Raw genomic sequence first — 14,635 nt, forward strand, 5'->3', positions numbered from 1 at the left:
CTCCGCCTGAATGTTATCTACGCATGAATGCGTATTCTGATTGTGGTTGTGCGACGTAATGCCCCGGCCCGACGCATTGCAACGAGACGGCTGCAACCTCTTCACCACGCAGATGAATATTGCTGGGAAGATCGTCCGACAGCAGCACACGCTGCGGTCGTTGTCGGGACGGTTCAGCGACCGGAACTGCCGCCAGTAATTTACGCGTATAAGGATGCTGCGGGTTTTCAAAGACCGCGCGCCGTGGACCAATTTCAACAATTTGTCCGAGATACATCACCGCCACACGATGACTAATCCGCTCTACCACGGCCATATCGTGGGAGATAAACAGATACGCAATGCCGAAATCACGCTGGAGATCGAGCAACAAGTTGATAATCTGCCCGCGAATAGAAACATCCAGCGCCGAGACGGCTTCGTCGGCAATGATCACTTTTGGATTCAATGCCAACGCGCGAGCAATGCAGATGCGCTGGCGCTGACCGCCGGAAAACTCATGCGGGTAACGCCAGGCATGTTCAGGTAACAGGCCCACGCGCTCCAGCAACCACGCAACGCGTGCAGCCGCTTCTTTACCTGGCAATAAACCGTGTACGCGCAGCGGTTCGATAATCGAATCACCGATGGTCTGACGTGGGTCCAGCGAAGCGTAAGGGTCCTGAAAAATAAACTGAATATCGCGGCGCAATGCCTGAAGTTTACCGGATGACAAGGTATCGATTCGCTGACCGTTAAAGATAATTTCGCCGCCCTGCGATTCGACCAAGCGCAGCAACGCCCGCCCGGTAGTGGATTTACCGCTGCCAGACTCGCCCACCAGCGATAGCGTTTCGCCAGGCCAGAGATCAAAACTGACTTTCTCAACGGCATGCACTTCCCGCGTTACGCGATTCAACAAACCACTGCGCAAAGGGAAACGGGTGACCAGATTACGCACCCGTAAAACAGGTTCGCCATCCACCACCGTTTTCTGCTCGATGGGTGGCTCCTGTTTCGCTGGATGTTCAAGCGATATCAATGGGAAACGTCGTGGATAATCTAACCCTTTCATCGCACCAAGTTGCGGAACAGCAGCTAACAGCGCACGGGTATAAGGATGTTGCGGTGCATTAAAAATCTGTTCGACGCTACCCGTTTCCACCGCCTCGCCCTGATACATCACCAGTACCCGATCGGCAATCTCTGCCACCACACCCATATCGTGAGTGATAAAGATAACGCCCATCGACATCTCTTTTTGCAATACTTTGATTAATTGCAGGATTTGCGCCTGAATAGTGACATCCAGCGCGGTGGTTGGCTCATCGGCAATCAGCACCGCCGGGCGGCATGACAGTGCCATCGCAATCATCACTCGCTGGCGCATCCCGCCAGAGAGTTGATGCGGATAACGTGAAAGAATGGTTTGTGCCTCCGGAATGCGTACCTGATCCAGCATCCGCTTCGCCTCGACCATCGCTTCTTCACGACTGGCGTTCTGATGCAGACGAATAGATTCAGCAATCTGTTCACCCACAGTAAATACCGGGTTCAGCGATGTCATCGGCTCCTGAAATATCATCGCCATATCCGCACCGCGCACATGGCGCATTTGTGCAGCGCTCTGCTCGCTAAGTTCAATTACTTCGCGACTGCGCCGCTGCAACAGCATTTTATCACACTGCACTAAACCGCCCGCCTGTTCCAACAGGCGCATCAATGCCAGCGCAGTCACTGACTTACCGGAGCCGGATTCGCCAACAATTGCCAGCGTCTCACCACGTTGCAGGCTAAAAGAGAGATTGCGGACCGCAGCTATTTTCTGCTGCTCCTGCATAAAGGCAATATTCAGATTTTCAACCGCCAGCACATCACCGGCATCAAGTTCATCACTGTGTGGCAACGGTGTCCCCTTTTTCACGGTAGATACCGGTGGTTGGCGTATCGCCTGCGTAGCCCCAGGCGCGATACATTCCTTCGGTGTTAAACGGTAGCGCGACGTTACCTTCATGGTCGATAGCGATTAAGCCACCGCTACCGCCAAGCGCAGGGAGTTTTTCCATTACTACCCGCTCGCAGGCTTCCGCGAGACTTAATCCGCCGTAATCCATTAACGCGGCGATGTCATATGCCGCCAGCGCGCGGATGAAGACTTCGCCCGTGCCGGTACAAGAAACCGCCACACTGGCGTTATTGGCGTAGCATCCGGCGCCCACTAAGGGACTATCGCCAACTCGTCCGGGTAATTTATTGGTCATTCCGCCTGTGGACGTGGCTGCCGCCAGATTGCCGTCTAAATCCAACGCCACGGCCCCCACGGTGCCCATTTTCTGTTTTTCATCCAGTGGCGCACCGCTATGGTCGAGGACCATAGCCCCTTCCTCGCGCGCTGCCAGTAGTTGTTCATAGCGCAAAGGCGTGGAGAAAATCTCCGGCGAGACGCGCTCCATGCCATGAGCAAATGCAAAATTTTCTGCCCCTTCGCCAATCATCATCACATGCGGGCTTTGCTCCATCACCAGCCGGGCGGCAAGAACCGGATTACGCAGATGACTCACGCCCGCCACCGCACCGGCTTTCAGGGTGTTACCATCCATCACACAGGCGTCGAGTTCATGCGTTTCATCTCGCGTAAAGACTGCGCCAATTCCGGCGTTAAACAGTGGACACTCTTCCAGTAGACGCACCGTTTCCGTCACCACATCCAGCGCACTTTCGCCCGCTTCCAGCATTTTCTGCCCGGTTTCAACAATGGCAGACAGCGCCTCGATGTAGCGTAATTCCTGTTGCAGACTCATCTGCGCGCGGCTAATTGCACCTGCGCCACCATGAATTGCAATGACTGCTTTGCCCATAGTATTCGTCCATTAAGGGTGGCTCGCCACTTTTGCTATAAATATCAGAATTTTTATGAATTACTCATTCAATTTTTGAATATAGAAAGATGGATATGGCATGTAAAGGCAGGAGCCAGCGCTACGCCCGAGGTGGCATACAGTCTGTGGCGTTTTTCTGACATAATAGGCAAATTCGATTTTGCCTCCGCAGGAGTGTTTTCATGGAATTTACCACCGGATTGATGTCGCTCGACACCGCGCTTAATGAGATGCTTTCTCGCGTTACCCCACTGACCGCCCAGGAAACGCTGCCACTGGTACAGTGTTTTGGTCGTATTCTGGCGAGCGATGTCGTTTCGCCACTGGATGTCCCGGGGTTTGATAACTCCGCTATGGACGGCTACGCGGTGCGTTTAGCCGATATTGCCTCCGGGCAACCGCTGCCCGTTGCCGGTAAATCCTTTGCCGGTCAGCCGTACCATGGTGAATGGTCTGCGGGTACCTGCATTCGTATTATGACCGGTGCGCCGGTGCCGGAAGGCTGCGAAGCGGTGGTGATGCAGGAACAGACCGAACAGACTGACGCTGGCGTGCGTTTTACTGCTGAAGTGCGTAGCGGGCAAAATATTCGCCGTCGCGGTGAAGATATCTCTGCGGGTGCGGTTGTTTTCCCAGCGGGAACACGCCTGACTACCGCAGAGCTGCCAGTGATTGCTTCGCTGGGAATTGCCGACGTTCCGGTGATTCGTAAAGTGCGAGTAGCGCTGTTTTCCACCGGTGATGAACTCCAGTTGCCAGGCCAGCCGCTGGGCGACGGCCAAATCTACGATACCAACCGTCTCGCCGTGCACCTGATGTTAGAACAGCTGGGATGCGAGGTAATCAACTTAGGGATTATCCGCGACGATCCCCATGCCCTGCGCGCCGCTTTTATTGAAGCCGATAGCCAGGCGGATGTGGTGATCAGTTCCGGCGGTGTTTCAGTGGGTGAAGCGGATTACACCAAAACCATTCTTGAAGAGCTGGGGGAGATCGCCTTCTGGAAGCTGGCGATTAAACCAGGTAAACCGTTCGCGTTCGGTAAACTCAGCAATAGCTGGTTCTGCGGCCTGCCGGGCAACCCGGTTTCAGCAACGCTGACCTTCTATCAACTGGTACAGCCTTTGCTGGCAAAACTAAGCGGCAATACCGCCAGCGGCCTGCCCGCGCGCCAGCGTGTGCGCACGGCATCGCCTCTGAAGAAATCGCCAGGACGCCTTGATTTCCAGCGCGGCGTGCTGCAACGCAACGCCGATGGCGAACTGGAAGTGATGACCACCGGACATCAGGGTTCACATATATTTAGCTCCTTTAGCCTCGGCAACTGCTTTATCGTACTGGAGCGCGAGCGCGGCAATGTGGAAGTGGGCGAATGGGTGGAAGTAGAACCGTTTAACGCGTTGTTCGGAGGCCTGTAATGGCGGAACTCAGCGATCAGGAGATGCTGCGCTACAACCGGCAAATCATTCTGCGCGGTTTTGATTTTGACGGTCAGGAGGCGCTAAAAGATTCTCGTGTGCTGATCGTCGGGCTGGGTGGGCTCGGCTGCGCGGCCTCGCAATATCTGGCAAGCGCCGGTATCGGCAACCTGACGCTGCTCGACTTCGACACGGTTTCGCTTTCAAATCTGCAACGCCAGACACTGCATAGTGATGCCACGGTCGGGCAACCGAAGGTGGAATCCGCCCGAGACGCCCTGGCGCGGATCAATCCACATATCGCGATTACGCCGGTAAATGCGTTGCTTGATGACGCGGAGCTTGCTGCGTTGATTGCTGAACACAATCTGGTGCTCGACTGCACGGATAACGTTGCGGTACGTAATCAATTGAACGCTGGCTGTTTTGCCGCAAAGGTGCCGCTGGTTTCCGGGGCGGCAATTCGTATGGAAGGGCAAATCACGGTCTTCACTTATCAGGACGGCGAACCTTGCTACCGCTGCCTTAGCCGTTTGTTTGGCGAAAATGCGTTAACCTGCGTAGAAGCAGGCGTGATGGCACCCTTGATCGGGGTGATTGGTTCGTTGCAGGCAATGGAAGTGATCAAACTGCTGGCAGGTTATGGCAAACCTGCCAACGGAAAAATCGTGATGTACGATGCGATGACTTGCCAGTTTCGCGAAATGAAACTGATGCGTAATCCGGGGTGCGAGGTGTGCGGGCAGTAATTGCCACCTCCAGGTCTGATAAGACGCGGCAAGCATCGGTGCACTCCACCACGTCATCAGCAATTGATGAGGATGCAGAACGTCCGGTTAAATCGACGTTCTGCCAAAAGCCCCCTGCCAGTCCTGCTCAAACTTCGCCACGGCGGCATCAACTGCCGGATAGCTAATCATCTGCTGCGCCACATCCAGTGGCAGCGTGATTGATTCACATCCTGCCAGTAAGCAATCCAGCGCCTGACGCGGGGTTTTGAAACTCGCGGCTAACACTTTCGCCTGCGGCGCATGCATTTTCAATAACTGGTGCAAATCGGTCACAGTTTGAATACCGCTACCGCCCTGAGCATCAATTCGGTTGACGTAAGGCGCAACGTACTCCGCACCTGCCAGCGCCGACAGCAGCCCTTGTGCCGCGCCATACACTGCCGTACCCAGCGTCGGAATACCTTCTGCTTTTAACATTTTAATAGCAGCCAGCCCCTCGGCAGTCACCGGGACTTTCACCACGATATCTGCAATAATAGAATGCAGTTGACGTGCATCATTCACCATCCCTTCGGCAGTGGTAGCCATTACCTGGGCAAACAGACGCCCCTGACCGCCCATCGCTTCGTGAAGCTCCGGAAGTACAACGTCCAGCGGTTTTTTACCCGCGGCGATAATGCTTGGGTTAGTAGTCACACCCGCCAGCGGAAAAATACGTGACAGTGTCTTCACCGCAACAACGTCTGAAGTATCCAGATACAGTTCCATAACCATCCTCAAAATGTACTTTTTGTCTGAATGTAGACTATCACGGGAAAACTCTCTGAACTGTTGACGCACATCAATCTAACTTTCATTCGAAAGTATTTTAATGTTTGAACGAAACAGAGAGGCAACTATGATTTTCAATATTCAGCGCTACTCGACCCATGATGGCCCCGGTATCCGCACGGTCGTATTTCTTAAAGGCTGTTCGCTGGGCTGCCGATGGTGTCAGAACCCGGAAAGCCGCACCCGCACGCAGGATCTGCTGTATGACGCACGTCTGTGCCTGGAAGGCTGCGAGCTGTGCGCTAAGGCCGCGCCGGAAGCGATTGAGCGCGCGCTGAATGGTTTGCTTATTCATCGGGAAAAGTTAACCCCGGAGCATCTGACGGCGTTAACCGACTGCTGCCCGACACAGGCGTTAACCGTGTGTGGTGAAGTGAAAAGCGTTGAGGAGATCATGGCGACCGTTCTGCGCGACAAACCGTTTTACGATCGCAGCGGCGGCGGCTTAACGCTTTCCGGTGGTGAGCCGTTTATGCAGCCGGAAATGGCGATGGCGCTACTGCAAGCCAGCCACGAGGCTGGCATTCATACTGCGGTAGAAACCTGTCTGCATGTGCCGTGGAAATATATCGCCCCTTCTCTGCCCTATATCGATCTGTTTCTTGCCGATTTAAAACACGTTGCCGACGTGCCGTTTAAACAGTGGACCGACGGTAACGCCGCCAGAGTGCTGGATAACCTGAAAAAACTCGCAGCGGCGGGGAAAAAAATCATCATCCGCGTGCCGTTGATTCAGGGCTTTAATGCCGATGAAACCTCTGTGAAAGCCATTACCGATTTTGCCGCCGACGAGCTGCACGTCGGCGAAATTCATTTCCTGCCCTACCACACGCTGGGCATTAACAAATATCACTTACTTAATCTGCCCTATGACGCCCCGGAAAAACCGCTTGATGCGCCAGAACTGCTCGACTTTGCCCAGCAGTATGCCTGCCAGAAAGGGTTAACCGCGACCTTACGAGGATAACAACCATGACCACACTGAAACTGGACACGCTCAGCGACCGCATTAAAGCGCACAAAAATGCACTGGTGAATATTGTGAAACCGCCGGTCTGTACCGAGCGCGCGCAGCACTATACCGAGATGTATCAACAACATCTCGATAAGCCGATCCCGGTACGTCGCGCTCTGGCGCTGGCCCATCACCTGGCGAATCGCACTATTTGGATCAAGCACGATGAGTTGATCATCGGCAACCAGGCAAGCGAAGTTCGCGCCGCGCCGATCTTCCCGGAATATACCGTCTCCTGGATCGAAAAAGAGATTGATGATCTGGCGGATCGTCCGGGTGCAGGTTTTGCGGTGAGCGAAGAGAACAAACGCGTTCTGCATGAAGTGTGCCCGTGGTGGCGCGGTCAGACCGTACAGGATCGCTGCTATGGCATGTTTACCGATGAGCAAAAAGGCCTGCTGGCGACCGGTATCATTAAAGCGGAAGGTAATATGACCTCCGGCGATGCGCACCTGGCGGTCAATTTCCCGCTGTTGCTGGAAAAAGGGCTTGATGGTCTGCGCGAGAAAGTGGCGGAGCGCCGCTCGCGTATTAACCTGACCGTGCTGGAAGATCTGCACGGCGAGCAGTTCCTGAAAGCGATTGATATCGTGTTGGTGGCGGTCAGTGAACATATTGAACGTTTCGCTGCCCTGGCGCGTGAAATGGCCGCTACCGAACCCCGCGAAAGCCGTCGCGATGAACTGCTGGCGATGGCCGAAAACTGCGACCTTATCGCCCACCAGCCGCCGCAGACTTTCTGGCAGGCGCTGCAACTGTGCTACTTCATCCAGTTGATTTTGCAGATTGAATCTAACGGTCACTCGGTATCGTTTGGTCGTATGGACCAGTATCTCTACCCGTACTATCGCCGCGACGTTGAACTGAACCAGACGCTGGATCGCGAACACGCCATCGAGATGCTGCATAGCTGCTGGTTAAAATTGCTGGAAGTGAACAAGATCCGCTCCGGCTCACACTCAAAAGCCTCTGCGGGAAGTCCGCTGTATCAGAACGTCACCATTGGCGGGCAAAATCTGGTTGATGGTCAACCAATGGACGCGGTGAATCCACTCTCTTACGCGATCCTCGAATCCTGCGGTCGCCTGCGTTCCACTCAGCCTAACCTCAGCGTGCGTTACCATGCAGGAATGAGCAACGATTTCCTCGACGCCTGTGTGCAGGTGATCCGCTGCGGCTTCGGGATGCCGGCGTTCAACAACGACGAAATTGTCATCCCGGAATTTATTAAACTCGGTATTGAACCGCAGGACGCTTACGACTACGCAGCGATTGGTTGTATCGAAACCGCCGTCGGTGGCAAATGGGGCTATCGCTGCACCGGGATGAGCTTTATCAACTTCGCCCGCGTGATGCTGGCGGCGCTGGAAGGCGGTCGTGATGCCACCAGCGGCAAAGTGTTCCTGCCACAAGAAAAAGCGTTGTCAGCGGGTAACTTCAACAACTTCGATGAAGTGATGGACGCGTGGGACACGCAAATCCGTTACTACACCCGTAAATCAATCGAAATCGAATATGTCGTCGACACCATGCTGGAAGAGAACGTGCACGATATTCTCTGCTCGGCGCTGGTGGATGACTGTATTGAGCGAGCGAAAAGCATTAAACAAGGCGGCGCGAAGTATGACTGGGTTTCTGGCCTGCAGGTCGGCATTGCTAACCTCGGCAACAGCCTGGCGGCAGTGAAGAAACTGGTGTTTGAACAGGGCGCGATTGGTCAGCAACAACTGGCTGCCGCACTGGCGGATGACTTCGACGGCCTGACGCACGAGCAGTTGCGTCAGCGGCTGATTAACGGCGCGCCGAAGTACGGCAACGACGATGATACTGTCGATACGCTGCTGGCTCGCGCTTATCAAACCTATATCGACGAACTGAAGCAGTACCATAACCCGCGCTACGGTCGTGGTCCGATTGGCGGCAACTATTATGCGGGCACATCGTCTATCTCCGCTAACGTACCGTTTGGCGCGCAGACTATGGCAACGCCGGACGGACGTAAAGCACATACCCCGCTGGCAGAAGGCGCTAGTCCGGCCTCCGGTACTGACCATCTCGGCCCAACGGCGGTCATTGGCTCGGTGGGTAAACTGCCTACGGCAGCGATTCTCGGCGGCGTGTTGCTCAACCAGAAACTGAATCCGGCAACGCTGGAGAACGAATCTGACAAGCAGAAACTGATGATCCTGCTACGTACCTTCTTTGAGGTGCATAAAGGCTGGCATATTCAGTACAACATTGTTTCCCGCGAAACATTGCTGGAGGCGAAGAAACATCCGGATCAATACCGCGATCTGGTGGTACGCGTAGCGGGTTATTCCGCCTTCTTCACCGCGCTCTCTCCAGACGCACAGGACGATATCATCGCCCGTACCGAACACATGCTGTAATCCCCTCAGCCCGGCGGCGTCGTCGCCGGGCCAAATCATTCACATCATCAATTCCGCTCTCACTTTCATTCGAAATATAATTTGTGCTCTGCGTCACATTGTTATTACACTGTTACGGTTTCATTTTCGAGCCAGGAGCACACCTATGAGCGTAAAAGTTATCGTCACAGACATGGACGGTACTTTTCTTAACGACGCCAAAACGTACAACCAACCACGTTTTATGGCGCAGTATCAGGAACTTAAAAAGCGCGGCATTGAGTTCGTTGTCGCCAGCGGTAATCAGTATTACCAGCTTATTTCGTTCTTTCCTGAGCTAAAGGATGAGATCTCTTTTGTCGCGGAAAACGGCGCACTGGTTTACGAACATGGCAAGCAGTTGTTCCACGGCGAATTAACCCGACATGAATCGCGGATTGTTATTGGCGAATTGCTAAAAGATAAGCAACTCAATTTTGTCGCCTGCGGTCTGCAAAGTGCATATGTCAGCGAAAATGCCCCCGAAGCATTTGTCGCACTGATGGCAAAACACTACCATCGCCTGAAACCTGTAAAAGATTATCAGGAGATTGACGATGTGCTGTTTAAATTTTCGCTCAACCTGCCAGATGAGCAGATCCCCTTGGTCGTCGACAAACTGCACGTTGCGCTCGACGGCATTATGAAGCCGGTTACCAGTGGTTTTGGCTTTATCGACCTGATTATTCCTGGCCTGCATAAAGCGAATGGTATTTCGCGGTTACTGAAACGCTGGGATCTGTCACCGCAAAATGTGGTAGCGATTGGCGACAGCGGTAACGATGCGGAGATGCTGAAAATGGCGCGTTATTCCTTTGCGATGGGCAATGCTGCGGAAAACATTAAACAAATCTCCCGTTACGCTACCGATGATAATAATCATGAAGGCGCGCTGAATGTGATTCAGGCGGTGCTGGATAACACCGCTCCTTTCAATAAGTAACCTTTTCCCGGCCGGAGCAATCGTTCCGGCATCTCTCTTTTTTGCTCACTTTGTGCACTTACTCAAGATTTTCATCTTGCGTTAACTTATTTTTAACTTAAAGTATCAATCATAACTATTTTCACTTTCGAACGAAAGCTGTGAGGTTGATATGACTTTTACCTATGAGACACTGCCAACAGATGCGAAAACGGCTATCCGTAAGATGAAAGCGGAGCTGCGACAACAGATCGGCGATTTACAACAGGTCTTCGATAAACTCTCTGCAAAAATCGAAGCACGTGTAGCAGAAATAGACGCCCTCAAAGGGCAAGGATTACCGGTTTGGCCGGAAGTCCCATATAGCGACGTTGCAGCAGGTACAGTGAGTGAAGCCACGCGCAATGAAATTAAACGTCGCGGCTGTGCAGTAATTAAAGGCCATTTCCCCCGCGAACAGGCACTGGCATGGGATCGCGCAATGCTTGACTATCTTGATGCCAATCATTTTGATGATGTTTATAAAGGTCCCGGCGACAGCTTCTTTGGATCGCTGGAGGCATCTCGTCCTGAAATCTACCCTATTTACTGGTCGCAGGCACAAATGCAGGCGCGACAAAGTGACAATATGGCGGCGGTGCAATCTTTCCTTAACCGCCTGTGGAAGTCTGAAAGCAACGGCAGGCAGTGGTTTGATCCCGATATTAGCGTGATCTATCCGGACAGGATCCGCCGCCGCCCACCAGGCACGACGTCTAAAGGTCTGGGTGCACACACTGATTCTGGGGCGCTGGAACGTTGGTTATTACCCGCTTATCAGCGTGTTTTTGCCCATGTTTTCAACGGTAATGTCGACGATTACGATCCGTGGGATGCTGCATACCGTACTGATGTTGAAGAGTACACGGTGGATAACACCACAAAATGTTCGGTGTTCCGCACTTTTCAAGGCTGGACGGCGCTTTCCGATATGTTACCAGGACAGGGATTATTGCATGTGGTGCCAATCCCGGAAGCGATGGCGTATGTTTTATTGCGCCCACTGCTGGATGACGTACCGGACGATGAGTTGTGTGGGGTCGCTCCTGGCAAAGTTCTGCCCATTTCAGAGAAATGGCATCCACTACTGATTAAAGCACTCACTTCCATTCCAGCTATTACAGCGGGGGATTCCGTCTGGTGGCACTGCGACGTGATCCACTCCGTCGCACCGGTAAATAATCAACAAGGCTGGGGGAACGTGATGTATATCCCTGCCGCGCCGATGTGTGAGAAAAACCGGGCTTATGCGCATAACGTCAGGAAAGCACTGGAAAAAGGGGCATCACCGGGCGATTTCCCTCGAGAAGATTATGAAGCAAACTGGGATGGCCGATTTACGCTGGATGATCTGAACATTCACGGTAAGCGCGCGCTGGGCATGGATGTTTGAGAGGTGATGGATTAGTAGAAGTGAATTGATGTGAGGTTAAGAAAGCAGGTTCGGTGTTGCTCTGATTGCTGACAAAGTGCACTTTGTTCATGACGGATGCGGCGTTAACGCCTTATCCGGTCTACAAAGTCCTGAAAATTCAATATATTGCGGTACACTGTCAGGCCTGATAAGCGTAGCGCATCAGGCAATTTTGCATTTGTCATCAGTTTCAGTAGCCCTGACCCTATCAGGGCTACTGATAATAACTTACTCGATCCCTTTACTACGCAGGTAATCTTCGTAATTACCGCTAAAGTCGATCACGCGTTCCGGGGTGATTTCCAGAATGCGAGTCGCCAGCGAGCTTACAAACTCACGGTCGTGAGAAACAAAGATCAGCGTTCCCTGATACAATTCCAGCGCCATGTTCAGCGACTCGATAGATTCCATATCCAGGTGGTTGGTCGGTTCGTCCATGATCAGAATATTCGGCTTCTGCATCATTAACTTACCAAACAGCATCCGCCCTTTTTCTCCACCGGAAAGCACTTTCGCTGGCTTTTTGATGTCGTCCTGGCTGAACAGCAAACGACCGAGAATGCTGCGTACCGCCTGCTCGTCATCGCCTTCCTGCTTCCACTGACTCATCCATTCGAATACGGTCAGATCATTTTCGAACTCATATTCGTGGTCCTGGGCGTAGTAACCAATGCGCGCGTTTTCAGACCATTTTACGGTGCCGCTGTCCGGTTGCAGATCGCCCACCAGCGTTTTCAGCAGCGTTGATTTACCGACGCCGTTGGTACCCAGTACCGCCAGTTTTTCACCCACTTCCAGCAGCAGGTTGAGATTTTTAAACAGGGGACCGTTATCAAACCCCTTGGTCAGACCTTCCACTTCCAGCGCGTTACGGAACAGTTTCTTATCCTGTTCAAAACGGATGAACGGGTTCTGACGGCTGGAGGCTTTCACCTCTTCAAGTTTGATTTTATCAATCTGGCGTGCGCGCGAAGTTGCCTGGCGAGATTTCGAGGCGTTGGCACTAAAGCGGCTAACGAAAGATTGCAACTCAGCAATCTGCGCTTTCTTCTTGGCGTTATCAGCCAGCAGACGTTCACGCGCCTGAGTCGCCGCCGTCATGTACTCATCGTAGTTGCCCGGATAAACGCGCAGTTCACCGTAATCCAGATCCGCCATGTGGGTACAAACCATGTTAAGGAAGTGACGGTCGTGCGAGATGATGATCATGGTGCTGTCACGCTCGTTCAGCACCTGTTCCAGCCAACGAATGGTGTCGATGTCGAGGTTGTTGGTCGGTTCGTCGAGCAGGAGAATGTCCGGATCAGCAAACAGCGCCTGCGCCAGCAGCACACGCAGCTTCCAGCCAGGAGCAACTTCACTCATCGGGCCGTAGTGCTGTTCCACTGGAATTCCCACGCCAAGCAACAGTTCACCGGCGCGAGCTTCCGCAGAGTAACCGTCCATTTCGCCGTATTTCACTTCCAGATCGGCCACTTTATAGCCGTCTTCTTCACTCATTTCCGGCAAAGCATAGATGCGGTCACGCTCCTGCTTCACTTCCCACAACTCTTTATGCCCCATGATCACCGTATCCAGCACGGTGAACTCTTCAAAGGCAAACTGATCCTGACGCAGCTTACCAATGCGCTCATTGGGATCGAGGGAAACGTTACCCAACGTCGGCTCTAAGTCGCCGCCGAGGATCTTCATAAAGGTGGATTTACCACTACCGTTCGCGCCAATCAGGCCGTAACGGTTGCCGCCGCCAAACTTGACGGAAATGTTTTCAAACAACGGCTTACTGCCGAACTGCATGGTGACGTTACTGGAAACTAACACAGGCGTATCCTGAAAAGAGATATGACAAACCGCGTATTATGCCATAAGTCTGAAAGAAGATCCCGTCCCCCGCTTAAGGTCTACACTCTTCCCAAAGGCAAAAAATGTGATTTCGTACACATCTGATTTCACTGTGAGCTGGAATGAACTTATAATGCGCTTCCAATACTCTAATATTCTCAACCCAATGGCCTGCCAGGCACAAAATCTCGCTTAACATGAATATGAAATTGAAAACATTATTCGCAGCGGCCTTCGCTGTTGTCGGCTTTTGCAGTACCGCCTCTGCGGTAACTTATCCTCTGCCAACCGACGGGAGTCGCCTGGTTGGTCAGAATCAGGTGATCACAATTCCTGAAGGTAACACTCAGCCGCTGGAGTATTTTGCCGCCGAGTACCAGATGGGTCTTTCCAACATGATGGAAGCTAACCCGGGTGTGGATACCTTCCTGCCGAAAGGCGGTACTGTACTGAACATTCCGCAGCAGCTGATCCTGCCGGATACCGTTCATGAAGGCATTGTCATTAACAGCGCAGAGATGCGTCTCTATTACTATCCGAAAGGCAGCAACACCGTTATCGTGCTGCCCATCGGCATTGGTCAGTTAGGCAAAGACACGCCTATCAACTGGACCACCAAAGTTGAGCGTAAGAAAGCAGGCCCGACCTGGACGCCGACCGCCAAAATGCACGCAGAGTACCGCGCTGCGGGCGAACCGCTTCCGGCTGTCGTTCCGGCAGGTCCGGATAACCCGATGGGGCTGTATGCACTCTACATCGGTCGCCTGTACGCTATCCATGGCACCAACGCCAACTTCGGTATCGGTCTGCGTGTAAGTCATGGCTGTGTGCGTCTGCGTAACGAAGACATCAAATTTCTGTTCGAGAAAGTACCGGTCGGTACTCGCGTACAGTTTATTGATGAGCCGGTAAAAGCGACCACCGAGCCAGACGGCAGCCGTTATATTGAAGTCCATAACCCGCTGTCTACCACCGAAGCCCAGTTTGAAGGTCAGGAAATTGTGCCAATTACCCTGACGAAGAGCGTGCAGACAGTGACCGGTCAGCCAGATGTTGACCAGGTTGTTCTGGATGAAGCGATCAAAAATCGTTCCGGGATGCCGGTTCGTCTGAATTAATCGTCAAAACGTAAAACAGAGGCGGACTCATCATCCGCC

General features: G+C 53.0%; 11 protein-coding genes. 7 read left to right on the top strand and 4 right to left on the bottom strand.

Annotated features, from left to right (window positions below; genetic code table 11):
• Positions 1–13: 13 nt before the first annotated feature.
• Together gsiA and iaaA are read right to left on the bottom strand one after the other, a co-directional pair.
• The gene (gsiA, locus tag AACU19_RS08920) at positions 14–1,885 is read right to left on the bottom strand and encodes a glutathione ABC transporter ATP-binding protein GsiA (protein ID WP_105278113.1); all 1,872 of its coding nucleotides are present in this window, start codon (positions 1,883–1,885) and stop codon (positions 14–16) included.
• A complete protein-coding gene (gene iaaA / locus AACU19_RS08925; protein WP_000513792.1) occupies positions 1,872–2,837 on the bottom strand; it encodes a beta-aspartyl-peptidase in 966 nt (321 codons plus the stop codon). The genes gsiA and iaaA overlap by 14 nt, the downstream gene beginning before the upstream one ends.
• Positions 2,838–3,040: 203 nt before the next feature.
• Here iaaA and moeA point away from each other — a divergent pair, with 203 nt between their 5' ends.
• Entirely contained in the window at positions 3,041–4,276 is a 1,236-nt protein-coding gene (gene moeA / locus AACU19_RS08930; protein ID WP_105278114.1) for a molybdopterin molybdotransferase MoeA, read from the top strand.
• The gene (gene moeB, locus AACU19_RS08935; protein WP_105278115.1) at positions 4,276–5,025 is read left to right on the top strand and encodes a molybdopterin-synthase adenylyltransferase MoeB; all 750 of its coding nucleotides are present in this window, start codon (positions 4,276–4,278) and stop codon (positions 5,023–5,025) included. Before moeA ends, moeB begins: the two co-directional genes overlap by 1 nt.
• Before the next feature lie 87 nt (positions 5,026–5,112).
• Here the strand turns inward: moeB and fsa are convergent, their stop codons facing one another.
• Positions 5,113–5,775, bottom strand: coding sequence for a fructose-6-phosphate aldolase (gene fsa / locus AACU19_RS08940; protein ID WP_105278116.1), 663 nt, complete (start codon positions 5,773–5,775; stop codon positions 5,113–5,115).
• Positions 5,776–5,905: 130 nt separating this feature from the next.
• Between fsa and AACU19_RS08945 the strand changes: the two genes are divergently transcribed.
• From AACU19_RS08945 to AACU19_RS08960, 4 genes are all read left to right on the top strand, one after another.
• A complete protein-coding gene (locus AACU19_RS08945; RefSeq protein WP_105278117.1) occupies positions 5,906–6,805 on the top strand; it encodes a glycyl-radical enzyme activating protein in 900 nt (299 codons plus the stop codon).
• A 5-nt stretch (positions 6,806–6,810) separates the two neighbouring features.
• Positions 6,811–9,243: a glycyl radical protein gene (locus AACU19_RS08950; protein WP_000209386.1), complete on the top strand. Its 2,433-nt coding sequence runs from the start codon at positions 6,811–6,813 to the stop codon at positions 9,241–9,243.
• Between the two features lie 145 nt (positions 9,244–9,388).
• Positions 9,389–10,204: a sugar-phosphatase YbiV gene (gene ybiV, locus AACU19_RS08955; protein ID WP_039020430.1), complete on the top strand. Its 816-nt coding sequence runs from the start codon at positions 9,389–9,391 to the stop codon at positions 10,202–10,204.
• 151 nt (positions 10,205–10,355) lie between these two features.
• Positions 10,356–11,615: a DUF1479 domain-containing protein gene (locus tag AACU19_RS08960; RefSeq protein WP_100734016.1), complete on the top strand. Its 1,260-nt coding sequence runs from the start codon at positions 10,356–10,358 to the stop codon at positions 11,613–11,615.
• 249 nt (positions 11,616–11,864) lie between these two features.
• Here the strand turns inward: AACU19_RS08960 and AACU19_RS08965 are convergent, their stop codons facing one another.
• Positions 11,865–13,457, bottom strand: a complete 1,593-nt coding sequence (locus AACU19_RS08965) for an ABC-F family ATPase (protein WP_000961458.1) — start codon at positions 13,455–13,457, stop codon at positions 11,865–11,867.
• Positions 13,458–13,675: 218 nt separating this feature from the next.
• Here AACU19_RS08965 and ldtB point away from each other — a divergent pair, with 218 nt between their 5' ends.
• Positions 13,676–14,596 (top strand): L,D-transpeptidase, encoded by a 921-nt coding sequence (ldtB, locus tag AACU19_RS08970; RefSeq protein WP_001056376.1) that lies wholly within the window; start codon positions 13,676–13,678, stop codon positions 14,594–14,596.
• Positions 14,597–14,635 lie beyond the last annotated feature (39 nt).

Origin of the sequence: Escherichia sp. MOD1-EC4550 (genome assembly GCF_963876935.1) — a bacterium.
Taxonomy (GTDB): domain Bacteria; phylum Pseudomonadota; class Gammaproteobacteria; order Enterobacterales; family Enterobacteriaceae; genus Escherichia; species Escherichia coli_F.